The sequence below is a fragment of the Streptomyces diastaticus subsp. diastaticus genome, assembly GCF_011170125.1.
In the GTDB taxonomy this organism is placed as follows: Bacteria; Actinomycetota; Actinomycetes; order Streptomycetales; family Streptomycetaceae; genus Streptomyces; species Streptomyces diastaticus.
In genome coordinates, this window is the sequence record NZ_BLLN01000005.1 from 2553605 (window position 1) to 2577702 (window position 24098).

Genomic DNA, 24098 nt, shown 5'->3' on the forward strand with positions numbered 1-24098 from the left:
TCAGGCTCCGTGTTCACACACGTAGTACTGGAAGAGGTGGTCGTCCTGGCGCGCGACGGTCTGCCGGACGCGCAGCCCGGCGCTCACCAGGTCCACGGCGTCGAGCAGGACGGGGCTGTGTCCGAGCAGGACCATGGTTCCGCCCGGACGCAGCGTGTCGACCAGTGCCGGCAGAAGGGACCGGGCCTGGGCGGTGGAGACGACCTCGGAGTTGAGGAACCGGCTGAACAGGATGTCGACGCTGCCGGACTCGACGGCGGGGGAGGCCGCGTCACCGCAGACGACCCTCTCCAGACGGGAGGCGGCGAAGTCGGCCATCTGACTGCTCAGGTCCTGGCCCACCGTGCGGATCCGGGCGGGGTCCATGGTGGCGAACTCGGACAGGAACTGACCCGTCGAGCAGGCCGGGTCGTACGCGAGGAGGTCGCCGTCGGCGGCTTCGCACCACGATCGGAACCGTTCCCGGGTGTAGCGCCGGAGGTGCTGCTCACCGAGACCGAGGAACGCCGCGCGTTCCTCCGTGACCAGCCAGCCGTCGGAGGGGCTGGTCTTCTCGCGGCCGGGATCACGCTGCTTGGCGAAGGGGTGCACGATCTCCGTGAGTGGCGTGATCGCCTCGAAGGCGGCACGGCGGCCGGTCTCGTCCAGCGGCTCGAAGACGATCCGGGCGTCAGTGTCGGAGGTACGGACGGACGTCACCGTGCCGACCACGTTGTACCAGTACACGCGGCTGCAGAAGACACCCGGCATACCCTGGTCGAGCACGTAGTCGGAGATCGTCTTGCAGCCCGCGTACCAGTGGCCCTCCGTCTGGAAGAGGAACAGCCGCTCGGGACGGTCCGTGAGCCGCTCACGCAGCTCGTGGCCGCCGGCGCGTCGCCAGCGGGTGAAGTCGCCCCGGCGAAGCTCCTCCCGGATGCTGATCTCGCCGTCGACGAACCCCGCGTCGAGGGGCGGGCCCGGATCCCAGCGCTGCTCGGAAACCACGGTCATGGCCGTGTCGGAAGTCATGCGTCAGATCTCCAAGGTCTTGATGAGTTCCCGGATGATCGGCCGGCACGTGGCGTGTACCGGTCCGCTCCAGCCCTGCTCGTCGAGCCAGAGCCGGAGTGCGGCCAGCACGCGGGGGTCCGTGGCACCGGCCTCTGTCACGGCCGCGAGCCACTCCCGCGGATCGGCCAGGGCCACGCCGCCGAGCTCGGCGCTCAGCTGGTCGGTGTCGTAGGTGCGCTGCAAGAGGACGGCTCGCCGCTCCGCCGCCCGCCCGGCGGCCGCGGTCAGCAACGTCTCCACGACGTCGGCGACGTGGCACACCGGCACGAGACCGGCCAGCCTCGGCATGACGCGGCGCTGCCCGGAGATCCGCAGCAGGTTGGCGAAGACATCGTCGTCGAGGAAGGCCGCGTCGCCCGCCTGGTGCCCGTACACGAGTCCGGTGCGGACGATGTCGACCCGGCAGCCCGTGCCGTCGAGCGCTCCGACGTAGCTCTCGGCCACGAACTTCGACTGGGAGTACGGGTCGCCGACGGCCTCCAGGGCGTCCTCGGTCAGCGGCACGAACTCCTGGCCGACGGAGGCCGCGGAGACGAACACGAACTGATGCGCGCCGCGCTCGGCCGCTGCCCGGACCAGGGTCCGGGTCGTCGCGATACTGTCCTTGACCTGGCGCTCCAGTGGCAGCACGTGGTTGACGTGGTAGCCGCAGTGCACGACGGCGCCCCAGCCTCCGGTGTCCTCCGCCGGCGCCTCCAGGTCGTCGTAGCTCAGGAACCGCACATCGGAGAAGTCGGCCTCCTGACGGCCGAACCGCACACAGTGGCGCTCGACGACGCGGCGGGGGCTGCTGGTGGTGACGACGACCAGCGGACGGCCGGTGCCGAGCAGCTTGTCGAGGACGTGCCCACCGATGAATCCACCGGCTCCGGTGACGGTGACCGTCCCCGGGGCACCTGATGCCTCCTGCCGCAGGGCCGTGAGCGAGGCGGTCAGTCCGGCCAGATCGCTGGAGACCGTGCGGAGGACGGCGGGTACCGGGGAGGCCGCGGCCTGCGGAGCGTCGCCCACGGCGGCGAGGAACCCCTCGACGGTGAAGTCGTAGTTGAGCAGGTCGAAGGCGCTCTGCACCCGCTCCTCGCCGTACAGCTGGGCGAGCTTGACCTGGAGTTGCACGAGCCCGAAGGAGTCGCCGCCCGCGTCGAAGAACGACGTGCCGGGGGTGACCGGGACACCGAGGAGTTCTTCGACCAGGGCACTCACGGCGTCCTGACCGGCTTCCTCGCCGGCTCCGCCGGACCGCGTGCCGGTGCCGTCGCGCCCGACGAGGGCGCGCAGGGCGTCCTTGTCGGCCTTGCCCGTGTGCCCGACCGGGATGTCGGGGACCAGCAGGAGTGTGTCGGGCACTTCCCAGTTCGGGAGCACCTCGCGCAGCCACGCCTTGAGCTCCGGCTCGGTCCGGCCGGTGGTGGTGTGGGCGAGGACCAGAGAGCCTTCGTGTGTCAGTACCGCGACGCGCGATCCGAGCAGCGCGGACAGCCGGCCTTCGAGCTCGGTGAGGGCGATCCGGTGGCCGAGACGCTTGATCCGGTCGTCGATGCGGCCACGGTAGAAGACCTCCCCATCGCGGAGTTCGACCTCGTCCCCGGTGTGATAGGCCCTGGCCCCGTCGACCGTGGTGAAGGGTGCTTCTCCCCGCTCCACACCTTCGTACCCCAAGGCGACTCCCTGGCCGACGATGACGAGTTCGCCCAGTCCCGACGTGTTGTACGTGTGCGTCGCCGGATCGTGGACGCGGGCCTCGTACCCGTCGACGGGGCGGCCGACCGAGGTGGTGAACCGGCTCGGCTCGGCCACGGAGAAGCAGACTGTGCCCTCGGTGGGGCCGTAGGCGTTGAACACCCGGCTGAACCGGGCCGCCATCCGGAAGTCGACCTCGGTCATGGCCTCGCCCGCGAAGACGACCGTGCCGATCATCTTGCGCGCCTCGTCGGTCAGCCGCGCGTACACCGACGGCGGGGCGGTGATCACGTCGCAGCCGTGCTCGGCCAGGTGGGTGCCCACCGCGTTCACCCAGGAGCCGCCGTCCCATACGGGGACGACGAGGGTGCCGCCGGCGTAGAGGGTCACGAGCACCTCGGCGACGGAGGCGTCGAAGGCGAGGGAGGAGAACTGGAGCACACGGTCGCCAGGTTCGACACCGAACAAGCGCGTCTGGGCCTCGCAGAGGGCCTCGACGCCCTGGTGGCCGACGTTCACCAGTTTGGGCAGCCCGCTGGATCCCGAGGTGAAGATCGAGTAGGCCGTCTCCTGCACGGGCCAGGACACCGGGCTCTCGGCACCGTCCGCCAAAGAAGCCCCGGCGGCCAGTTGAGCCGCGTCGATCACCGGCCTGCCGAGGTCCTCCTCGCGCAGGGGCTCGGTGGTGCAGCGGAGCACCAGGTCGGGTCCGGCCACACGCAGGGCCTCACGCATCCGCTCCGGCGGAAGGCCGGGGCTGAGCGGGGTGTGGACCAGCCCGGCGCGCATCACGGCCAGCGTCCAGACGAGCGCCTCCGCTGTGTGCTCGCCGACCAGCGCGATGCGTACGGCCTTCGGGTGGAGGCCGCGCAGCCGCGCGGCCCGGTCCCGGGTGATCCGGTCCAGGTCGGCGTACGACCAGGTCCGCGTACCCGACTCCAGGGCCGGCTCGGCACCGCGCGCGCCGAGGTGGTGGGCGAGGAACGTGGAAAGATCCACCGGGCTTCCCTTCAGGTTGGCTTGTCGCTCGGCGGGAACCCGTCCGGCACCGGGCGGGCCCCCCGCGCGTCAGGACTGTGCGGTGTCCGGCCGGGGGACTGTCAGTTCGCGCAGGATCTCCACGTACTCCGCCAGCGTGCGCGCGGCGACCGGCTCGTCCATGACGTCGGCGCTGTACGGCAGGACCACGACCAGTTCGTCCCCGACCTCGTTGATCTCCACCGTCAGGTCGGCCTTGGCCGTGCCGTTGTCCACGAGCCACGGCACCACGTGGGCCCCGGTGAGGGCGGCGCGGGGACGCAACGGCCCCTGGTAGGCCAGGACCACCTGGACGAGCGGCTGGCCCGACGTGCCGCCCCGGGCGCCTACCGCCCGCACGACGTCGTTGAACGCGACGTACTGGTGCTCCAGGCCCTCCTGGATCCGCTCGTCCACGGCGCCGAGCAGCGGGAGCGGGTCGAGGCGGCCGTCGAGTCTCACCCGCATCACCACGGTGTTGGTGAAGAACCCGATGACGTCCTCGGCCTCCTGGCTCGGCCGGCCCGAGAAGGGAGAGCCGATGAGGACGTCCCGCTGCCCGGTGCGCCGGGACACCAGTACGGCGAGGGCCAGGAGACACACCGCGTACGGGGTGGTGCCCGCCTCCTTGGCCAGCCTTTCGACCGCCGCGCGTAGTTCGGGTCCCGTCTCGTGGTTCACCCGGCCACCGAGGTGGCTGAACGAGGCCGACCGGGTACCCGCGGTCGAAAGGTTCGTCACGGTGGGGGCGCCGTCGAGCACGGCGCGCCAGTGATCGAGACCCGCCGCGAGCACCGGGTGCCCGGCCGTGGTGCGCTGCCACAGGGCGTGGTCGCGGGGGCGGAGCTCCTTCCCGGGCCGCGGAGCCGGTTCCCGTCCCGCCCCGCGCGCGGCGTAGCACTGCGCCAGGTCGTGGTCGAGCACGTCCTGCGAGAGGCCGTCAGCGACGGTGTGGTGGGTGACGAGGACAAGTACCCGTGTCTCCGCCCCCAGGTCGAGCAGGGTGGCTCTGAGCAGCGGTGCCCGCTCCAGGTCGAAGGGGAGGGCACCGAGTTCCGCGACCCGCCGAGTGGCCGCCGCGAAGGGATCGGCGGTCCCGGTCAGATCCTCCTCGGCCAGCTCCACCGTGACGTGCGCGGCGATGTCGACGCGGAGGTCGGCGCCGTCCAGGTGCAGACTGCTCCGAAAGGCCTCGTGCCGGTCCGCCAGGTCCTGCACCGCGCGCCGCAGGGCGGACAGGTCCACGGGTCCGGTGATGTGGAGGGCGGACGTCTCGTTGTAGGCGACGGACGCGGCCTGCTTCGCCCGGGCCTGGGCCCAGAGGCGCCGCTGGTGCAGGGAGGCGGGGTGCGACGGGCCGGCCGCGGTGCGGGTGAGCGGCGGCAGGGCACCACGTCCGGCGTCGCCGGCTGCCAGAAGGCGGGCCAGGTCCGCCAGGGTGCCGGCGCCCACGAGTTCCCGGACGGTCAGCGGAACGCCGAAGTGTTCGCGGATCCGGTTCTGCGCCCTGATGGCCTGGAGCGAGGTACCGCCGAGGGCGCGGAAGCCGTCCTCGGGACCGACCTCCTCGACCTCCAGGACCTCCTCCCAGATGCGGGCCAGGTCAGCCTCCGGCCCGGGGCGCGGAGCCGGCCGGGCGACGCGGGAGCCCGCCCCCCGCCGGCGGTGCGCGCGCAGCGCGGCCAGATCCACCTTGCCGTGCTGATTGAGCGGGAGGCGCTCCAGGGGCACGAGGAACGACGGCACCATGGCGGGCGGCAGCTCATCGGCCAGCCGGTCGCCCAGTTCCTTCTCCACCCCAGGGGTGCCGACGACAAAGCCCACGAGCCTGGCGTCCGAGCCCTCCCCCTGGACGACGACCGCGCAGGACCGCACGCCCGGGTGTGCGGCCATCACCGCTTCGATCTCTCCCCGTTCGACGCGCTGGCCACGGACGTTGAGCTGTCCGTCCACGCGGCCCAGGAACTCCAGATTGCCGTCCGGCAGGTACCGCACCCGGTCGCCGGTGCGGTAGAGGCGGGAGCCGGGCCGCCCGCTGAAGGGGTCCTGCGGGAACTGGCGTTCCGTGAGTTCGGGGAGTCTCCAGTATCCGCGCGCCAGGCCCCGGCCGCCCACGTGGAGTTCACCCGGCGCGCCTTCGGCGACAGGATTCATCTGCTCGTCGAGCACGTGCAGTTCGCGACCGGGCAGGGCCTTGCCGATCGGCGGTGCGTCGCCGGGCGGGCGTTCGTCCGAGGCGCTGGCCGCGACGGTCACCTCGGTGGGGCCGTAGAGGTTGATCAGGCGTCGGCCGCTCCCCCAGCGTTCGGCTGTCCGGGGCCGGCATCGCTCCCCGATGTAGGCGAGCGTGTGCAGGGCCGGCAGGGGCGGTTCCTCGGCCAGCTCGGCGAGCAGCGCGGGGGGCAGCAGCGCCGTGGTGACGCGGGCGTCCCGGAGGAACCGCACCAGGCCGGGCCCGGCCGTCTCGGTGCCGGCGGGCGGGATGACCACGGTGCCGCCGGCGGCGAGCACCGCGTAGATGTCGAGGGCCTGGATCTCCCAGGTCAGCGGGTAGAACTGGAGGAACCGGGTGCCGGGCGCGAGGCCCAGGTAGGGCTCGATCATCTCCATGAAGTAGGTCATGGAGTCGTGCACGTGCATGACGCCCTTGGGGCGGCCCGTTGTTCCGGACGTGTAGGTGATGAAGGCGAGCCTCTCGGGATCGCCTTCGGAGGGCACCGCGCCCGGCTCCCCCGGCATCGGGGCGACGTCCGTTCCGTGCGCCGGCGACGCGTCGTCCAGCTCCTCGGCGACGAGGAGCGGTATACCGGCCGGGGGCACCGTGTGCCGCATGGCGCGGCTCGCCACCGCCAGGCGCGGGGCGATGTCCTCGAGGATCCAGCGCAGCCGTGCCTCCGGATACGCGGGGTCCAGGGCGACGTAGCTGCCACCCGCCTTCAGGATGCCCAGCAGCGTCACCACCATGGCGGCGGAACGCTCCAGGGACACCGCGACGAAGACGCCCGGCGCGACGCCGTGCGCGCTCAGTCTCCGGGCCGCGGCGTCGGACCGGCGCTCCAGTTCGCGAAAGTCGAGGCATTCGTCCCCGTACTCGACGGCCGGAAGGCCCGGAGTCGACCGAGCACGTGCGGCTATGAGGCCGTGAATGGTGGACCGGCTCATTTACAGAAATCCACGGTGCGTTTCCCCCTGCGCAGTGCAATTTCTTCGCCGCGAAGCCCATGACCTCGGGGCACAATGGAAGGAACAACGAAGGAAGGCAAATTTCACCCATCCCAGCGAAACCTGCCGGATCGGGAGCACGGAGCTCATCCGGCAAACTCGCGGAACTCACCGGATGCGGGCATACGGATACCCCGGCGGCAGTTCTGGCTGAAGAATCGCAGGGCGCGGGAAGTCGCACACACCCATCACGAAGAAGCGGGACGCTCCCCGAATCGGCCATCAGCCTCGAACGAGGCGGATCACGCAATAGCTGCGGGGTGACCGATGGAAAGGGGAGTCACCGAAGAGGCTTGGAGCCCTACTGGACGCGCCCGAAAATGTCCGGAAGTTCGCCCCGCTGGAAAGAGAAAGTCCTGAAAATCCTGCGCGACGGCTGACACTCCGCCGCTCCACCCCGTTCCATCCTCACTCCGCATCCCCCGTTTCACGCAATTTTCGGCACGCCTCGCGAGCCGCGAGCTGCACTATAGTTTGGGCCCGCAGAGGAGGCAAGAGTCAATCTCTGCACGCGACTTGACGAAGATGCTTGCGCCGTTCGGACGTTTCTGTTTCGATGACGGACGCAAAAGGTGAAGGCCTTGACACGGGGGTGTCTTCGATGGGCGACACAGACGGGCACAGCCCGGGTACGCCATTCAATACCACAGCGTCGTGCCCCTTCGGAACTCCGGCACCGCAACAGAATGCCGAACAGGCCGAACCTTCACGAAGCGGATCGAGGCGCGACCCCGGTCCGCCACTCGGGACCCGGCTGGAACCTCTGGAAAAGTAGCGGTCTCAACCACCGAAACCACACGGTTCCGGCTCGTCCCGGCGCATTCCCAGGCCATGCCCGGCAAGCGGAATAAATGAATCCGCCAGGCCGGAACGGTCGTCTGCGACGACGCGCACGGTCGAGCCCGTGCGGGTTTCGGCAGGCCGGACCCGGAATCAGTCTCGACCTCAGGGAGGCGCCTGGTGATTCAGGTACGTGAACCGACACAGCCACCGGCCGTCGCCGGCGGCGATCCCACCGGCAGCACCATCGCACCGCTCGACGACGTGGCGATCAGCCTCACCCCCGCCGAACGCGAAGCCGCCGGCGAGGTGTTCGCCGCGTCGGCCCGCGCCCTGAAGGGCCGGCCGCTGGACGACGAGGAGGTGCTGACGGAGGCCGAGTTCGCGGGGCTCCGGCTGCCGAGGCGGATCCTGGAGGCACTCGGCCGGTTCCGCCGGCAGGGCAACGACGCCGGCGCGCTCCTGATCCGGAACATGCCGGTCGACCTCGCGCCCCCCGCCACTCCGGCCGACGGGTTCCTCTCCCACTGGAACGACCTTCCCGTGGCCACTTTCGGGCAGCTCGCCGTGGCGTCGACCGTGGGTGACGTCATCGCCTACGCGGACGAGAAGCTCGGCAGGCTCGTCCAGGACATCACCCCGGTCCAGGGGGACGAGAGGCGTCAGGAGAACTCCGGGACGGTCTATCTCGAACTCCACACCGAGGACGGGTTCCACCCGTCCAAACCGGACTTCATCACGCTTCTGTGCATACGCCCCGACCACGAACGCGTCGCCCGGACCGTCGTCGGCGCGGCCGCCGGGGCGCTGCCGCTGCTGTCCGAGCGAGCCGCCGGCGTCCTGAGGGAACCTCGCTTCCGCCTCAGGGTGAGCAGCTCGTTCGGGGGCGGCGCCGACGACCTGCTCACCGAGCCTCTGCCGGTACTCTCCGGCACGGCCGAGGTCCCGGACCTCCTCGCCGACTTCCACGCCATGGACGCACTCGACGAGGAGGCGGGAGCGGCCCTGGAGGAACTCAGGTCCGCCTTCCTCGCCACCTTGCGGGGCGGTGTCCTCGAAGCGGGGGACCTGGTCGTCGTCGACAACCGCACCGCCATCCACGGCCGTTCGGAGTTCACCGCACGTTACGACGGAACCGACCGCTGGCTGCGCCGGTGCTTCGCCGTCACAGACATCCGCTCCTCGCGAGCGGACCGACCGGCCGGCTCCCGTGTGTGCCACCCCCTGCGGGACATCGGCCTCTTCGTCCCCGGCCCTTCCACCACTCCACGAATCGAGGGTCCGGCGTGCATGGGTTCCTGACCGGCCTGGAGGAGATCGCCGACCAGCCGCCGCGGCACATGCTGCTGCTGTACTCCGGCGGCGTCGACGGGACCTACCTCCTCCAGCGGCTCCAGTCCCTGGGAGTCAGGGTGACGGCGCTGCACCTTCGCATCGGCGACCGCGAATCCTCGGCCACCGCGGCCGCACACGCCCGGCAGTTCGGCGCGAGCTTCATCGACGTGGACGTGACGGACCAGTTCTTCGACGTGTTCGCTCCTGCCGCCGTCCACGCGGACGCCGTGTACCAGGACCAGTTCCCGGTCGGTTCGACGCTCACCCGGCCGCTCATGGCCAGGACTGCCGTCCGGGTGGCGCGGGAACACGGATGCGAGGTGATCGGCCACACGGCGACGTACATGCAGAACAGTTCCATCCGGCTCAGCGGTTCGATCGCCGCCCTTGCCCCGGAGATCGGCGTGGCCGCGCCGTTCCTCGGCTCCGACCTGCCGCGTGAGGCCAAGCTGGCCGCACTCGCGGAGGCGGGCATCTCCTTTCCCGAGGGCATCCACAGCGTCGACGCCAATCCCTGGGCGCGGGTCATCGAGTGCGGCTCCCTGGAGAGCCCGGAGAACCGCCTGGACGAAAGCGTCTTCCGGTGGACCCGGGACGTCGAGGACGCTCCCGCCGAGCCGGCCGAGCTGCTCCTCACGTTCCGACGGGGGCTGCCGGTGGCCCTCGACGAGGCGCCGATCGCCTTCGGCGACCTCGTGGAACGCCTCAATCTGCTGGCCGGGGAGCACGGAGTGGGCCGGTCCTCCGGGCTCGAGGACACTCCGTTCGGTGTGAAGAACCACGAGGTCCGCGAGGCACCCGCCGCCACCGTGATCATCAAGGCCCACCAGGTCATGGCCAACGCGGTCTTCACGGCCCAGGAGCACGCGGTTCGCGGGGCGATCGCCCGGGAGTGGACGACGACCGTGGTCCAGGGCGGCTGGTTCAGCCATCTCGGCGAGAGCCTGGCCAGATGCCTGGCCGACCTGGACCGCCCCCTGGAGGGTTCCGTGCGGCTGCGGCTGCACCGGGGGGCCGTCACCGTGCTCAGCGTGAACTCGCGGAACGGTCTCTACTACACACGGTTCGGCGAGACGTTCCACGCGTCGATGTCCGACTACTCCTACACGCCTTGGCTGTCACTGGCCACCCTGCCCAGCCGACTGCGACGATTCGGAGCTCCACGATGACCACCGCCAAGAGGGACCTCGTCGACCTTTCGCACGTGGTGCGCCAAGGCATGACCACCTACCCGGGGCTGCCCGGGCCGGTGATCGAGGACCACATGTCACGCGTGGATTCCCGGGACCGCTACTCCCCCGGTACGGAGTTCCAGATAGGGCGCATCACCCTCGTCGCGAACACCGGGACCTACGCCGACGTCCCCTTCCACCGCTTCGAGGGCGGCGCGGACCTCTCGCAGGTGCCGCTGTCCCGGTTCGTCGACCTGGAGGGCGTGGCGGTCAGCGTCCCCGCCGGCTCTCCGAGCGGCGTCGGCCCCGAGGTGTTCGACGGCCTCGAGGTGACCGACCGTGCCGTCCTCGTCCACACGGGCTGGGACCGGCACTGGGCCACTCCGTCCTACGGGGACCCGGCCCACCCCTTCCTCACGGAGGCGGCCGTCGCCTGGCTGGTGGCCAGGCGCCCCGCCCTGGTGGGTATCGACTCGGTCAACATCGACGACATGGCCGACCTGGCGCGGCCCGCGCACACCGGACTCCTCGCTGCCGGCATCCCGGTGGTCGAGCACATGACCGGCCTGGGACAGGTCGTGGGCCAGGACTTCCGCTTCCACGCCGCGCCGATCCCCGTCGCCGACATGGGCACCTTCCCCGTACGGGCCTACGCCCTCGTCGACCGAGAAGGGTGACCGGCACCGCCGGCGCGAAGGACCACACTGCTGCTACGGAGGTCGTGGACATGGAGAAGTACCACCTGGACGCCCGGGCCAACGCGGACATCGACGAGCTGGTGCGGGAGTTGACCCGTGACCTGTCGAGCGTGCACGAGGCGGCGTTCCACAGAAGAGCCGCGGTGCTGGCGCACGAGTTGCCCCGGGAGCTCCGGAAGGCACTCGTCGGATTCCGGCTCACCGAGCCGTCCGGGGGGTTCCTGCTGTCCGGCATCCGGATCGGGGAGGAGATCGGCCCCACCCCCGCCGACTGGCACCAGCCCGCCGGGGTGGTCTCGCCCGCCCTGCGCGAGGAATCGGTCTTCGTCCTCTGCGCGCAGCTCCTCGGCGACCCCTTCGGGTACGCCACCCTCCAGAACGGGCTGATGATGCACGACATCGTGCCCATCCAGGGGCATGAGAAGGAGCAGATCTCCTCCGGCTCCGAGGAGACCCTCGAGTGGCACACCGAGGAGGCGTTCCACCCCCACCGGGCGGACTACACCGCGCTGATGTGCCTGCGTAATCCTTACGGCGCGCCGACCACGTACGCCGAGATCTCCGACCTCGACATCACCGAGGCGGACCGCGCCACACTCCGGCAGCCGCTCTTCGCCACCCGGCCGAGCGGCTCGCATTCCGCGGAGCGCAACGCGTACACCACCCACCTGCCAAAGAGCCGGCACGCCCTGGCGAAGGAGAGCTTCGACCGGATCGAGGAGCAACACCGCAACCCGCCGACCGTGAGCGTCCTGTTCGGTGACGAAGCCGATCCCTACCTGTGCGTCGATCCCGACTGCATGACTCCACTGACCGAAGAGGCGGCCGGGGCGCTGGAGCGACTGTGTGCCGAGATCAACCGCAAGCTCCAGGACGTCAACCTCACCCCCGGTGACATCCTCTTCCTCGACAACAACAGCGCGATCCACGGACGCCGGCCGTTCAAGGCGCGCTTCGACGGCTCGGACCGCTGGCTGAAGCGGATGAACATCACCCGCGACCTGCGCCGTTCGCGGTCCCGTCGGCTCTCGGCCGACGACCGCGTCGTCCGTTAGGGGATGTCATCGAAGTCCCGCACGGTGTCCGCGGTCTTCGGTGCCTGCTTTCGGCGTGCCGGACGAAGGACTACGTGGCGCGGGGGGATTGGGCCTTCGGCCGGTGCGGCGAGAGGCGCGCCGGACGCCGTGCGGGACTTCGAGAACGCCCCCGGGGGATGCCCCGGCCGCTCGACGTGTCTTCGCGGCCCGCGGTCCTCCCACCGCGGGCCGCCCAAGCTCACCCGGCCGCGTGCAGCAGGGGGAAGGCCTCGGCCACCGAGGTCACGACCTGTCCGGAGACCGACTCCCCGTCCTGGGGCGTCCGGCCGCCGGAGACCCAGATCGTCGACATACCCACGGCGGTGGCGCCCGCGATGTCGTGTTCCAGGGAGTCGCCTATCATCCAGGCCCCGTCAAGTCCGGTGCCCGCGCGGTCGGCGACCAGCCGGAAGATCTCGGGGTCCGGCTTGCGCATCGGCTCGTCGTCGGCGAAGCAGACCACGTCGAAGAGATCCGCCAGGCCGTCCCGCATCTTCGGCTGCTGGTCCACCTCCGTACCGTTCGTCAGAAGGGCCGTCCGCCACCCGCGCGCCCGCAGTTCCGCGAGGTTCTCCAGTACGCCGTCGAACGTGCGGGAAAGACGTGGTACGCGGTCCAGGAATATGCTGCGGAGTTCATCCGGTGATTCGGTGAAGCCGAATCTGTCGATGATGGCCTGAAAAGATTCCCGAGGGGATACCGGACGCTCCTGTTCCGCCCGGAGGAATTCGAGCCCGGCCGCACCGAGGTTCCGCTGTTCGGAGACTTCGATGAACCACCGGTCCACCGCTCCGGTGCTGTCCACCAGCGTATCGTCGAGATCGAAGATGGCGAATCTTTCCATGTGGCCCCAATCATGTGGTGGGTGCGGCAGGACCGAGTACCGGAACCCCGCTATTCGCGGGCGCCCGTCGGCGCCGGCAGCGCGTCCAACTCGTCAAGGTCCTCCGCGGACAGGACCAGTTCGGCCGCCGCGACGTTCTGCTCCAGGTAGCGCGGAGTCTTGGTGCCCGGGATCGGGATCACGTGCTCGCCCTGGGCGAGCAGCCAGGCGAGGGCGACCTGGGCAGAGGTGGCGCCACGACGCCGGCCCACCGCCCCGACCCGGTCCACCAGCCCGGCGTTGGCCGCCATCGCCTCCTCGGTGAACCGGGGCATGTCGGCCCGGTCATCGCCTTCGGTGAGGTCCCCGCGGGTCCTGTAGCGCCCGCTCAGAAGTCCGCTGCCGAGCGGTGAGTGGCACAGGAACGCGATGCCGTGCTCGCGGCACAAGGGCACGACGTCGTCCTGGAAATCCCGCGTGAACAGGGAGAACTCCGATTGGACGGCGGCAACCGGGTGTACCGCACCTGCCCTGCGGACCTCGTCCGCGGACGCCTCGGAGACACCGAGGGCGCGCACCTTGCCCTCGGCCACGAGGTCCGCGAGCTCGCCCCAGCTCTCCTCCACCGGGACTCGCGGGTCGACACGGTGCAGGAAGTAGAGGTCGAGGTGGTCGGTGCGCAGACGCCGCAGGCTGGCCTCCAGGGCCGACCTGAGGTACTCCGGGCGTCCGTCGAGGGTGACCTCCGCCCCGTCGAACCGGACACCGCCCTTGCTCGACAGCACGGCCTCGTGACGCCGGCCGAGCAGAGCGCGCCCGACGAGTTCCTCGTTGGCGAACGGCCCGTACACATCCGCCGTGTCGATCAGATTGACGCCCAGATCGAGCGCGCGACGGATGACGGTGATGGAGGTGCCGTCATCGCGGTGTCGCGGATCATAGGCGAAGGACATTCCCATCGCGCCCAGTCCTATCCGGCCGACGGCCGGACCTCCGTCACCGAGTTCGGTGGTGCGCACGAAACATGCCTTTCGAACAGGAGCGGGGCGTATCGCCTTTTCTTCGGGGTCGACATGAACGCCCCGTCACAGCATCATCGGCCGAGTCAGCATAGGACCCTCCGGCATGGCGCGACAACCCTTTCCTAAAAGGCTTTCGGCGCCGCCGAGAACTGTTGAGTCACTGCGCGGGAATTTCCCGTCCTGAAGTTGATCGGCGCAGAGGTCTCCGCGGTCCCGCGCGTGGTGACGCCGCGTCACCTCCGGCCGGGGCGGTCGAGCAGGCGGCGAAGCCGCTCCGCCAGTTCCGCCCGCCCTCGGGCCTCGGACGGAGGGGGTGCGCGGGGACCGCCGCACCCCCCGGGCCGGGCCCAGGAGGGCGGGACGACGGCGGTCCCCGCGAGGGGCGGGCGCCGGGTCAGGGCCGGGCGCCGCGCCCGCGGGCGTCGTTCGGAGGTCCGGGAGCCGCTCCGGAGGTCCGTGACGCCGTTCGCGTGCCGGTGGTGAGCGGCACATCGCCCCCGGTTCTCCCGGTGGTCGTGTGCCGTCCCCTGCCGACACCCACCAATGTGCCCGACGCGTGTTAACCGGGTGCTGCGCCGACGTGTCGGGCTCGTACCACTTGCGCGAAGGGGAGCGCGGCCCGCCCCCGGGCGTCCGGGGCGCGGGCCGCGCGGTCGGTCACTTGACGGCGGTGCCGGCCGAGCGGGCGAGGAAGGAGAGCAGGTCCTGGCGGCTGACGACGCCGGTCGGCTTCCCCTCCACCAGCACGATCGCGGCGTCCGCCTGGCCGAGGACGGCCATCAGGTCGGCGACCGGCTCGCCGGAGCCGACCTGCGGCAGCGGGCGCGACATGTGCTTCTCCAGCGGGTCGTCCAGGGCCGCCCGGCTGGCGAAGAGGGCGTCGAGCAGTTCCCGCTCGACGACGGAGCCGACGACCTCGGCGGCCATCACGTCGGGGTGGCCGGCGCCCGGCTTGACGATCGGCATCTGGGAGACGCCGTACTCGCGCAGCACCTCGATGGCCTCACCGACGGTCTCCTCGGGGTGCATGTGGACGAGGTGGGGCATGTCGCCCTCCTTGTCGCGCAGCACGTCGCCGACGCGCGGCTCGTCGCCGCCCTGGTCGAGGAAGCCGTAGTCGTTCATCCACTCGTCGCTGAAGATCTTCGAGAGGTAGCCGCGGCCGCTGTCGGGCAGCAGCACGACGACCACGTCGTCGGGGCCGAGCTCCCGGGCGACCTCCAGGGCGGCGACGACGGCCATCCCGCAGGAGCCGCCGACCAGCAGGCCCTCCTCCTTGGCGAGGCGGCGGGTCATCTGGAAGGAGTCCTTGTCGGAGACCGCGACGATCCGGTCGGTGATGTCCCGGTCGTAGGCGGTCGGCCAGAAGTCCTCACCGACGCCCTCGACCAGGTACGGACGGCCCGAGCCGCCGGAGTAGACCGAGCCCTCGGGGTCCGCGCCGACCACCTGCACACCACCGTCGCCGGCCTCCTTGAGGTAACGGCCGGTGCCGGAGATGGTGCCACCGGTGCCGATGCCCGCGACGAAGTGGGTGATCTTCCCGTCCGTCTGCTCCCACAGTTCGGGGCCGGTCGAGTGGTAGTGGGAGAGGGGGTTGTTCGGGTTGGAGTACTGGTCGGGCTTCCACGCCCCCGGCGTCTCCCGGACCAGCCGGTCGGAGACGTTGTAGTACGAGTCCGGGTGGTCAGGGTCGACCGCGGTGGGGCAGACCACGACCTCGGCGCCGTACGCCCGCAGTACGTTGATCTTGTCCAGCGAGACCTTGTCGGGGCAGACGAAGACGCACTTGTACCCCTTCTGCTGCGCGACGATGGCGAGGCCGACGCCGGTGTTGCCGCTGGTCGGCTCGACGATCGTGGAGCCGGGGCCGAGCAGGCCGCGCTCCTCGGCGTCCTCGATCATGCGCAGGGCGATGCGGTCCTTCACGGAGCCGCCGGGGTTGAAGTACTCGACCTTGGCCAGGACCGTCGCCTGGATTCCCTCGGTCACGTTGTTGAGCCTGACCAGCGGGGTGTTGCCGACCAGGTCGACCATCGAGTCGTGGATGTGCACCGTTGTCTCCGGGCGTCGATGAACTGCGTAACGCAGGGCTGTATGGGTGGGCACAGCGTAAGCCGCCCGGGGCCTCGCGCGTGGCCGTCAGGGATTGGCGGACCTGCCCGGCGGGGCACAGTGTGGGTGTACGGCTACGAGGAGGTGGCTGCCGGTCATGTCGAGGGCGAGGGTGGCACGGCGGATCGCGGCGGGCGCGGCGTACGGCGGTGGCGGCATCGGGCTGCTGGGCGTGGCCGGTGTCGGCGTGCTGCTGGCCGAGGCGCAGTTGGCCAAGCGTTCCGTGGGGAGCCAGGGGGACGGCGCCGCGCCGCCGCGCGCCGACGGGGTGTACGGAAGGGCGTTCGGCGTCCGGCCCGAGGGCGGGCCGGAGGTGGAGCCGCTGCGGTTCCTCATGCTGGGCGACTCGACCGCCGCCGGGCAGGGGGTGCACCGTTCCCGGCAGACCCCGGCGGCGCTGCTCGCCAGCGGCCTGGCGGCCGTCGCGGAGCGCCCGGTGGAGCTGCGGAACGTCGCGGTGCCCGGCGCCCGCTCCGACGACCTCGACCGGCAGGTCTCGCTGGCGCTGGCCGACGGCGGCTGGGTCCCGGACGTCTGCGTGCTGATGGTCGGCGCCAACGACGTCACCCACCGCATGACCGCCACCGAGTCGGTACGGCTGCTCGCCTCCGCGGTACGGCGGCTGCGGACGGCCGGGGCCGAGGTGGTGGTCGGGACCTGCCCCGACCTCGGCACCATCGAACCCGTCTACCAGCCGCTGCGCTGGCTGGCCCGGCGGGCCTCACGGCAACTGGCGGCCGCGCAGACGATCGGGACGGTGGAGCAGGGCGGGCGGACCGTGTCGCTCGGGGACCTGCTGGGGCCCGAGTTCGCGCAGAACCCGCGGGAGCTGTTCGGGCCGGACAACTACCACCCCTCGGCGGAGGGGTACGCGACGGCGGCGATGGCGGTGCTGCCCACGCTCTGCGCCTCGCTCGGCCTGTGGCCCGAGGGGGAGCGGCCGGAGGCCGCTCGGGACGAGGGGTTCCTGCCGGTGGCCCGCGCCGCCGCTCGGGCCGCCTCCGAGGGCGGCACCGAGGTGGCCGCGGCCGGGGGCGCGCGGGGGCCTCTCGCCCTCCTCAAGCGGCGCCGGCGCCGGCGCATCACCCACGAGCCCTCCCCCGCTCCGGCCACGGGGGCCCCGGCGGCCGAGGGGGCCGAGGGGGGCGGCCTCGATCGCCGGCCGGGCTGAGTTCCGGTACGGACCGGCTCAGGAGCACCGGTTCACGATGCCGAGCATCACCTCGGCGCTCCCGGCCCAGCCGGCGTCCGGGGCCGCCCGGCCCGGCCGGTGCCTGGGGACGCCGGGCGGCGGCACCGGAGCACCGCCCCACCCCAGGACGGCTCGGCCCCCGTCCCTCCGGTCGAGCCACACACCCATGAGCAAGCGCTTAGAAAGTGCGGCCCGTGTCACAGCCCCCAGTGGGTGACCCGCACGTTACGTACGGGTAGCTTCCGCAGGAGAAGCCCCGCCCCCGTACCGACTGGAGCCGCCCGATGCCCGAAGCCGTGATCGTCTCTGCCGCCCGCTCCCCCATCGGCCGCGCCTTCAAGGGCTCCCTGAAGGACGTACGCCCGGACGACCTGACCGCCCACATCATCGAGACGGCCCTGGCCAAGGTCCCCGAGCTGAACCCTCGTGACATCGACGACCTGATGCTCGGCTGCGGCCTGCCCGGCGGCGAGCAGGGCAACAACCTCGGCCGGATCATCGCCGTCCAGATGGGCATGGACCACCTGCCCGGCTGCACGGTGACCCGCTACTGCTCCTCCTCCCTCCAGACCAGCCGCATGGCCCTGCACGCCATCAAGGCCGGCGAGGGCGACGTCTTCATCTCGGCCGGTGTCGAGACGGTCTCCCGTTTCGCCAAGGGCAACTCCGACTCCCTGCCGGACACCCGGAACCCGGTCTTCGCCGAGGCGGAGGCCCGCACGGCCGCCGTCGCCGAGCAGGGCGCGGACTCCTGGCACGACCCGCGCGAGGACGGCAAGCTGCCCGACGCGTACATCGCGATGGGCCAGACCGCGGAGAACCTGGCCCGGCTGAAGGGCGTCACGCGTGAGGAGATGGACGAGTTCGGCGTCCGCTCGCAGAACCTCGCCGAGGAGGCCATCGAGAAGGGCTTCTGGGAGCGCGAGATCACCCCGGTCACCACCCCGGACGGCACCGTGGTGAGCCAGGACGACGGCCCGCGCGCCGGCGTCACCCTGGAGGGCGTGCAGGGCCTGAAGCCCGTCTTCCGCCCCGACGGCCGCGTCACCGCGGGCAACTGCTGCCCGCTCAACGACGGCGCCGCCGCCCTGGTGATCATGTCCGACACCAAGGCGCGCGAACTGGGCCTGACCCCGCTGGCCCGCATCGTCTCCACCGGCGTCTCCGGCCTCTCCCCCGAGATCATGGGTTACGGCCCGGTCGAGGCGAGCAACCAGGCCCTGCGCCGGGCCGGGCTGAGCATCGACGACATCGACCTCGCCGAGATCAACGAGGCGTTCGCCGCCCAGGTCCTCCCCTCCTACCGCGACCTCGGCCTGCCGCTGGAGAAGGTCAACGTCAACGGCGGCGCCATCGCCGTCGGCCACCCCTTCGGCATGACCGGCGCCCGCATCACCACCACCCTCATCAACAGCCTCCAGTTCCACGACAAGCAGTTCGGTCTGGAGACCATGTGCGTCGGTGGCGGCCAGGGCATGGCCATGGTCATCGAGCGCCTGAGCTGACCCGGCACGGAACCCACGGAGGGTGGCCCCGCGCGCACGCCGGGCCACCCTTCGCAGGTGGGGAGGGGAGGGGCGCGAAGGCCCCCCTCCGCCCCGCTCACCCCTCCTCCGTTCCGTGACCCAATCTCCCCCAGGATGTGACCTATATCCCGGGGGATCGGCGTTTTCGCAGGTCACTATGGGTCGAGGGGGAACGACCCACCGAAAGACCTGTCCCTTTCGTGACGTAATGCACTGACAGCCGGATGGTTCGCCCTTCAAGCTGATGTAGGAAGTCGGGGACCGACTCGAACCGGGAGTACGTCAGTGAGCGCCATGACCCTTGCCCTGCTGATCGCCCTCGCCGCCGTGGTGGCCGTGGGAGCCGTCGCCCTGCACGCCGTGCACGGGCTCCGCCGGCAGATCACGGCGCTCCGCGCCGAGCTGCACGCCACCCGCCCCGGCCGGGCCACCGTCCCGGCCGCGCGGGCCGACGCCGAGGGCATCCGCGAGGCCGTCGCGGAGGCGCTCGCCGAGGAGCGCGAGCGTGAGCTGGCCGAGGCGCGGGCGTTCTGGGCGGCGCAGGAGGCGCGGGACGCCTCGGACGCGCCCTCGCTCCTGGGTGGCCTGCACGGGCTGGTGGACGACCTGTTCATCCCGCGCCAGGCGGACCTGGCAGGACTGGACGCGCTGGACGCCGCCGAGGCGGCGTCGCAGAAGCCGGCCGGCGAGCCGGAGGAGGACTCCCCCGAGCTGGCCGCCGCCCGCCGCCGCCACCCCTCGCACCCGGACTTCGTCCCGGTCCGCCCCACCCCGGTGGAGCGCGAGGGCGCCGGTGACGACCACGAGACGACGGTGGCGGTGCTGGAGGAGCTGGCACAGTCCCGTACGGCCCTCGCCGACGTGCGCCCGGGCCCGCTGGGCACCCTGGACGTCTACGTGTTCGCCGACGGCACCACCCTCTGCATGACCCCGGGCCACCGGGAGACGGCCGAACTGCTGGCGGGTTCGCTGCGGGCCGGTGAGGCGCCGGTGCTGCTGGGCGGCTCCGGGGTGTCGGGCGCGTACGCGCTGACCTTCTCCTGCGGTGAGGACAACGTCTACCTGCTGGCCGACCGCGTCATAGCCTCCGTCTGACCTCCACCCGTCCGAAGACGGGCCCTCCCGCCGCCAGGTCCGCGTCCCGTCCGGGGCGCGGACCTCGCGCGTCTGGCGCCGGTACGCCGCGCGGGCGCGTACGCCCCGTCAGATCCCGGCCCGCTCCCGGGCCTCGGCGACCCGGGCCACCGCCGCGTCCAGGGCCTCCTTGCCGGGCAGGACGAGGGCCAGGTCGTGGGCGGCGACGGTCACCTGGTCGGCGACGGCGAACATCCCGGCGTCGGGCATCACACGCACCTCCCCGGCGGGCTGCTCCAGGCGCTGGGCGCGGGCGGAGAGTTCCCGGGCCAGTTCCAGGGCCTCGGCGGCGGCGCCGCGCTGGAGCTTGCTCTGCGGGGCGGCCCGAAGCCGGTCGGCGAACTGGTCCACGGCGCTGGTCAGCGGGGTCGTATCAAGCACACCGCCGACCCTATGCCCTGGCCAGGGAACGACGAAGCGCCCCGCGGATGCTCCGCGGGGCGCTTCGTCGTGCGGGGACCTGCCGTCAGTCGTCACCCTGGAGGATGGCGATCAGGCGCAGGAACTCCATGTAGATCCAGACCAGCGTCATGGTCAGGCCGAAGGCGGCCAGCCAGGACTCCTCGCGCGGCGCGCCGTAGGCGATGCCGTCCTCGACCTGCTTGAAGTCGAGGGCGAGGAAGCAGGCGCCGAGCAGGACGCCGATGATGCCGAAGATGATGCCGAGGCCACCGCTGCGGAAGCCGAGGCCGTCACCGCCGCCGAAGACGGCGAAGAGCAGGTTGACCGCCATGAGGAGCACGAAGCCCATCGCGGCGGCCATCACGAAGCCGTAGAAGCGGCGGTTGACGCGGATCCAGCCGGCCTTGTAGGCCACCAGCACCGCGGTGAAGACCGCCATGGTGCCGATGACGGCCTGCATGGCCGCGCCATTGGCGATGTGCGTGTCGACGACGTTGCTCACGACGCCGAGGAAGACGCCCTCGAGGGCGGCGTACGCCAGGATCAGCGCGGGCGAGGCCTTGCGCTTGAACGACTGGACGAGCGCCAGCACCATCGCGACGAGACCGGCGCCGATGGCGATGCCGTACGACTTGCCCATGTTGGCCGCGTCGACCGGCAGGAACCACCAGGCGAGGGCGGCCGTGACGATCAGCGTGCCGAGGGTCGTCGCCGTGCGCATGACGACGTCGTCCATCGTCATGCGGTCGGTGGTGGGCGCCTGGACGCCGTACTGGTCCTGCGCGTACGGGTTGGCGTACGTCTGCTGGTCGCCCTGGGCGTACGGGTTCTGACCGGCGTACGGGTTCTGTCCCGCGTAGGGGTTGCCGCCCGCGTACGGGTTGCCCTGCTGCGTTCCTACGGCGGGGCCCCCGGCCTGCGGCGCCGCGTTGAACTGCGCGTGGCCGTTGTCGCGGCTGAACCCCCGTCGCGAGAAGACCGGGTTGCTGCTCCTCATCTCACTCCTCCGTGGCCACCCTGCGTGGCCTTGGCCCAAGAGTAATGCGTGGGCAAAAGAATGACCCTACTGCTCGGGAAGGATCTTTCCCCGCTCTTGACCGATTTCCTCCGGGGGCAAACCCCCATAGCGGGCTCTCCGGGACAACTCGCCGCACCCCCGTACGAGGACCGTCCGCGCAGGCGGGACGGGGTGCGCGCGGCCGGGCCGGCGCCGCGTCGCGCCGGGGATCGCGGCGGTGACGCCGGGCCGGGGCCCACCGCGTGACGTTCGCCTCACGGCGTACGGGGATGTCCCCGGACGGGTGGCGCACGCCCGGCACCGGACCGTACCCGCTACGGCTTCAGCGGGGCGAACGGCGTCAGGGAGAACACGAACTCCACCGGTACGCCGAAGTAGGCGGCGATGCGCAGCGCGAGGTGCAGGCTGGGGCTGTACTCGCCGCGTTCCAGGTAGCCGATGGTCTGGTAGTGGACGCCGAGGGCGTCGGCGAGCTGGCGGCGCGTGACGTGGCGTTCGACGCGGAGCATCGCGATGCGGTTGTGGACCGGGTCCGGCCCGGCGCCCGCGCCCGGCCCGGCCCCCTCCGTACGGGGCGTCATCCACGGCTCCTCAGTACCGCTGGAGCGCCGTCTCCCGCCGGGCGGACATCGAGGCGCCCGACTCCCTGCGGGCCATCCGGCGCAGCAGCACCGGCGCCAGGACCAGTCCGAGCAGGGCCCAGGCCCCGAGGACCGCGTAGCTCTCCCACACCTGCCAGCTTCCGTTGATCTCTCCGGCCGCCGCGGCGTCCGGCAGCATCGCCGACCGCAGGCCGTGCCCCAGCCAGTAGAGGGGGAAGACCTGCGCGAGCCCGGCCACCCAGCCGGGCAGCACCGACAGCGGGAAAAAGGTACCGGAGATCCCGACCAGGCCGCTCATCAGCATGAACCCCCAGCCTCCCAGTGCACGGGGGTTCTTGACCAGCGAGCCGACGGCGAAGCCGAGCGGGGTCGAGGCGAGCACGCCCAGCAGCACCAGCGAGGCCGCGTGCGGAACCCCCCACACACCACCCGACCAGGCGTTGTCGAGCAGGATCAGGCCGGGCACCAGCAGCAGGACGAGGGAGAGGACGACCTCCAGCGCGGCCCGGGTGCTCTGCCCCACGACGTAGCCCGTGGTGCCGTGCGGGAGCGACTTGGCGCGCAGCAGGGTGCCGTCCTCCCGCTCGGTGGAGACGGCGGTGGCCAGCCCGAAGAGCGCGCCGAAGATGATCGTGAAGCCCAGCACCCCGGGGAGCATGAGCGCTCCCGCGCTGACCCCGGTCGTCTCGTCGACGCTGTGGCGGTTGAGGAACATGACGACGAGGAAGACGGCCGAGCCGACGATGTAGTAGCCCACGTCCGCCGGGGTGCGCAGGGAGTTCAGGAACTCCGTGGCGCCGCGCCGGACCCCGGGGCCGTAGCCGTGGCCCCACGCGAACCGGGCGGCTTCCCGCTCCCGCTCGCCCGCACCGCTCACTGCCTCACTCATGCCGGTTCCCCCGTCCGTTCCCTGGCCGGCCCCGTGCCCGGAGCCGGCTCCGCCTCGCCGGGGACGGAGCCCGGCGCTCCCGCCTCCGCCTCGCTCTGCGCGACCATCCGCAGGTAGGTGTCCTCCAGACTGGCCCGGCGCACCTCCAGTTCGGTGACCTCCTCGCCGTGCCGCTCGAACAGCTCGCGGGTGAACCGTGTGCCGTCCGGTGTCAGGTGGACCTCGCGCACGCCGTGCCGCGTCCAGCGGACCTCGTCCTCGCCCGCGACCTGCCGGGCCAGCTGCTCCGAGCTGCCGTCGGCGACGATTCCGCCACCGTCGAGGATGAGGATGCGGTCGGCGAGCTTCTCCGCCTCGGCGAGGTCGTGGGTGGTGAGCAGGACCGTGGTGTCCTCCAGGTCCGAGAGGGCGTGCACCAGGTCGTGGAAGTCGCCACGCGCCTTGGGGTCGAAGCCGGTGGTCGGCTCGTCGAGGAAGAGCAGGCTGGGCCGTCCGACGATGCCCACGGCCACGTCGAGCCGCCGCCGCTGGCCGCCCGAGAGCGCCCCGGCCTTGGTCTCCGCCTTGTCGGACAGCCCGACCCGCGCCAGCAGCTCGGCCACCTCGTACGGCCCCGGGTACCCGTCGCGCCCGGTGTACGGCCGGTAGTAGGAGGCGAACTGCTCCAGCAGCGCGCCGACCCGCCAGCGGCTGTGGTCGCGCCAGGACTGGAGCACCACGCCGACCCGCGCCCGCCAGGCGTCGTCACCCTTCAGCGGGTCCACGCCGAGCACCCGCACGTGTCCGGAGGAGGGCTGCCGGAACCCCTCCAGGATCTCGATGGTGGTGGTCTTGCCGGCACCGTTGGGCCCGAGCAGTCCCAGCACCTCGCCCCGCCGGATCTCGAAGGAGATCCCGCGCAGCACGTCCTTCTCCCCGTACCTCATCCACAGGTCCCGCACGTCGACGACGGCGTCCCCGCCGCCTCCCGCGCCCCCGCTGCCGAACACCATCGCCCGCTCCCCCGTCCGCCCTCACGACCCGTCTTCCGTCTTGTTCCTGCGATGGAACGTAGCAGGAGTACTACATCTCTTCCAGCGTTTTCCCGCAGCAGCACCAAGAACGGGCAAAGTCCACGCCCGGAGGCGTGGCGGGAAGGCGACCGCGAGGGGGAGCGGCGCGGCACAGCTCCCGCCCGCGTCCGCCAGGAGCAGCACGTGCCCGACCAGGCGCCCTCCGCCGCCTGAGGGACCACGACCCGACGGCCGGCGAGGAGGTCGAGGCCGCGTACGTCGAGCCGCGCCCCGGCTCGACGGGCCGGTCGCCCTCGTGCGGTACGCACCGTGCCGGTAGGCGTGCGCCG

The 24098-nt window shown here is 71.5% G+C and carries 18 protein-coding genes; 7 read left to right on the forward strand and 11 right to left on the reverse strand.

Annotation, left to right across the window (positions count from 1 at the left end):
- The 3 genes from Sdia_RS28285 to Sdia_RS28295 form a co-directional block, all read right to left on the reverse strand.
- The gene (locus Sdia_RS28285) at positions 1 to 1011 is read right to left on the reverse strand and encodes a class I SAM-dependent methyltransferase (protein WP_100456685.1); all 1011 of its coding nucleotides are present in this window, start codon (positions 1009 to 1011) and stop codon (positions 1 to 3) included.
- 3 nt (positions 1012 to 1014) lie between these two features.
- On the reverse strand, positions 1015 to 3732 hold the full coding sequence (locus Sdia_RS28290; RefSeq protein ID WP_115067895.1) for an AMP-binding protein: 2718 nt from the start codon (positions 3730 to 3732) through the stop codon (positions 1015 to 1017).
- 69 nt (positions 3733 to 3801) lie between these two features.
- Positions 3802 to 6912, reverse strand: a complete 3111-nt coding sequence (locus Sdia_RS28295) for a non-ribosomal peptide synthetase (protein ID WP_189500541.1) — start codon at positions 6910 to 6912, stop codon at positions 3802 to 3804.
- A gap of 1020 nt (positions 6913 to 7932) precedes the next feature.
- On the opposite strand from Sdia_RS28295, the gene Sdia_RS28300 reads away from it, so the two are divergent.
- The 4 genes from Sdia_RS28300 to gntD are packed head-to-tail and all read left to right on the forward strand — an operon-like array spanning position 7933 to position 12012.
- On the forward strand, positions 7933 to 9054 hold the full coding sequence (locus tag Sdia_RS28300) for a TauD/TfdA family dioxygenase (RefSeq protein ID WP_185393349.1): 1122 nt from the start codon (positions 7933 to 7935) through the stop codon (positions 9052 to 9054).
- On the forward strand, positions 9039 to 10256 hold the full coding sequence (locus tag Sdia_RS30450) for an argininosuccinate synthase domain-containing protein (protein ID WP_100456692.1): 1218 nt from the start codon (positions 9039 to 9041) through the stop codon (positions 10254 to 10256). The genes Sdia_RS28300 and Sdia_RS30450 overlap by 16 nt, the downstream gene beginning before the upstream one ends.
- Positions 10253 to 10936: a cyclase family protein gene (locus Sdia_RS28310; protein ID WP_115067892.1), complete on the forward strand. Its 684-nt coding sequence runs from the start codon at positions 10253 to 10255 to the stop codon at positions 10934 to 10936. Before Sdia_RS30450 ends, Sdia_RS28310 begins: the two co-directional genes overlap by 4 nt.
- 50 nt (positions 10937 to 10986) lie before the next feature.
- Positions 10987 to 12012, forward strand: coding sequence for a guanitoxin biosynthesis L-enduracididine beta-hydroxylase GntD (gene gntD / locus Sdia_RS28315; protein ID WP_100456696.1), 1026 nt, complete (start codon positions 10987 to 10989; stop codon positions 12010 to 12012).
- A 220-nt stretch (positions 12013 to 12232) separates the two neighbouring features.
- Here the strand turns inward: gntD and Sdia_RS28320 are convergent, their stop codons facing one another.
- From Sdia_RS28320 to Sdia_RS28330, 3 genes are all read right to left on the reverse strand, one after another.
- Positions 12233 to 12877, reverse strand: a complete 645-nt coding sequence (locus tag Sdia_RS28320) for an HAD family hydrolase (RefSeq protein WP_115067891.1) — start codon at positions 12875 to 12877, stop codon at positions 12233 to 12235.
- 50 nt (positions 12878 to 12927) lie between these two features.
- Positions 12928 to 13875: an aldo/keto reductase gene (locus Sdia_RS28325; RefSeq protein ID WP_115067890.1), complete on the reverse strand. Its 948-nt coding sequence runs from the start codon at positions 13873 to 13875 to the stop codon at positions 12928 to 12930.
- Positions 13876 to 14535: 660 nt separating this feature from the next.
- The gene (locus Sdia_RS28330) at positions 14536 to 15933 is read right to left on the reverse strand and encodes a cystathionine beta-synthase (RefSeq protein ID WP_100456702.1); all 1398 of its coding nucleotides are present in this window, start codon (positions 15931 to 15933) and stop codon (positions 14536 to 14538) included.
- Between the two features lie 172 nt (positions 15934 to 16105).
- Here Sdia_RS28330 and Sdia_RS28335 point away from each other — a divergent pair, with 172 nt between their 5' ends.
- The 3 genes from Sdia_RS28335 (at position 16106) to Sdia_RS28345 (ending at position 19806) form a co-directional block, all read left to right on the forward strand.
- Complete coding sequence (locus tag Sdia_RS28335; RefSeq protein WP_370464560.1) at positions 16106 to 17164, forward strand: SGNH/GDSL hydrolase family protein; 1059 nt, start codon at positions 16106 to 16108, stop codon at positions 17162 to 17164.
- A 305-nt stretch (positions 17165 to 17469) separates the two neighbouring features.
- Entirely contained in the window at positions 17470 to 18690 is a 1221-nt protein-coding gene (locus tag Sdia_RS28340; protein WP_189500540.1) for an acetyl-CoA C-acetyltransferase, read from the forward strand.
- A gap of 315 nt (positions 18691 to 19005) precedes the next feature.
- Complete coding sequence (locus Sdia_RS28345) at positions 19006 to 19806, forward strand: hypothetical protein (protein ID WP_100456708.1); 801 nt, start codon at positions 19006 to 19008, stop codon at positions 19804 to 19806.
- 108 nt (positions 19807 to 19914) lie between these two features.
- Here Sdia_RS28345 and Sdia_RS28350 read toward each other — a convergent pair whose 3' ends face one another.
- From Sdia_RS28350 to Sdia_RS28370, 5 genes are all read right to left on the reverse strand, one after another.
- Positions 19915 to 20226, reverse strand: a complete 312-nt coding sequence (locus Sdia_RS28350; RefSeq protein ID WP_100456710.1) for a hypothetical protein — start codon at positions 20224 to 20226, stop codon at positions 19915 to 19917.
- Between the two features lie 85 nt (positions 20227 to 20311).
- Entirely contained in the window at positions 20312 to 21244 is a 933-nt protein-coding gene (locus Sdia_RS28355) for a Bax inhibitor-1/YccA family protein (protein ID WP_071337256.1), read from the reverse strand.
- Positions 21245 to 21579: 335 nt separating this feature from the next.
- Positions 21580 to 21846, reverse strand: a complete 267-nt coding sequence (locus Sdia_RS28360; protein ID WP_100456711.1) for a helix-turn-helix transcriptional regulator — start codon at positions 21844 to 21846, stop codon at positions 21580 to 21582.
- A gap of 10 nt (positions 21847 to 21856) precedes the next feature.
- Positions 21857 to 22756, reverse strand: a complete 900-nt coding sequence (locus tag Sdia_RS28365; RefSeq protein ID WP_229831609.1) for an ABC transporter permease — start codon at positions 22754 to 22756, stop codon at positions 21857 to 21859.
- Positions 22753 to 23748, reverse strand: coding sequence for an ABC transporter ATP-binding protein (locus Sdia_RS28370; RefSeq protein WP_100456712.1), 996 nt, complete (start codon positions 23746 to 23748; stop codon positions 22753 to 22755). The genes Sdia_RS28365 and Sdia_RS28370 overlap by 4 nt, the downstream gene beginning before the upstream one ends.
- Between the last annotated feature and the right edge of the window lie 350 nt (positions 23749 to 24098).

What these genes read in the sequence shown, in the direction of transcription:
- Sdia_RS28360 (WP_100456711.1), bottom strand. Translation starts at nt 21,846, where the DNA reads ATGACGCCCCGTACGGAGGGGGCCGGGCCGGGCGCGGGCGCCGGGCCG.
- Sdia_RS28345 (WP_100456708.1), top strand. Translation starts at nt 19,006, where the DNA reads ATGACCCTTGCCCTGCTGATCGCCCTCGCCGCCGTGGTGGCCGTGGGA.
- Sdia_RS28285 (WP_100456685.1), bottom strand. Translation starts at nt 1,011, where the DNA reads ATGACTTCCGACACGGCCATGACCGTGGTTTCCGAGCAGCGCTGGGAT.
- Sdia_RS28355 (WP_071337256.1), bottom strand. Translation starts at nt 21,244, where the DNA reads ATGAGGAGCAGCAACCCGGTCTTCTCGCGACGGGGGTTCAGCCGCGAC.
- Sdia_RS28295 (WP_189500541.1), bottom strand. Translation starts at nt 6,912, where the DNA reads ATGAGCCGGTCCACCATTCACGGCCTCATAGCCGCACGTGCTCGGTCG.
- Sdia_RS28320 (WP_115067891.1), bottom strand. Translation starts at nt 12,877, where the DNA reads ATGGAAAGATTCGCCATCTTCGATCTCGACGATACGCTGGTGGACAGC.
- Sdia_RS28365 (WP_229831609.1), bottom strand. Translation starts at nt 22,756, where the DNA reads ATGAGTGAGGCAGTGAGCGGTGCGGGCGAGCGGGAGCGGGAAGCCGCC.
- Sdia_RS28370 (WP_100456712.1), bottom strand. Translation starts at nt 23,748, where the DNA reads ATGGTGTTCGGCAGCGGGGGCGCGGGAGGCGGCGGGGACGCCGTCGTC.
- gntD (WP_100456696.1), top strand. Translation starts at nt 10,987, where the DNA reads ATGGAGAAGTACCACCTGGACGCCCGGGCCAACGCGGACATCGACGAG.
- Sdia_RS28340 (WP_189500540.1), top strand. Translation starts at nt 17,470, where the DNA reads ATGCCCGAAGCCGTGATCGTCTCTGCCGCCCGCTCCCCCATCGGCCGC.
- Sdia_RS28310 (WP_115067892.1), top strand. Translation starts at nt 10,253, where the DNA reads ATGACCACCGCCAAGAGGGACCTCGTCGACCTTTCGCACGTGGTGCGC.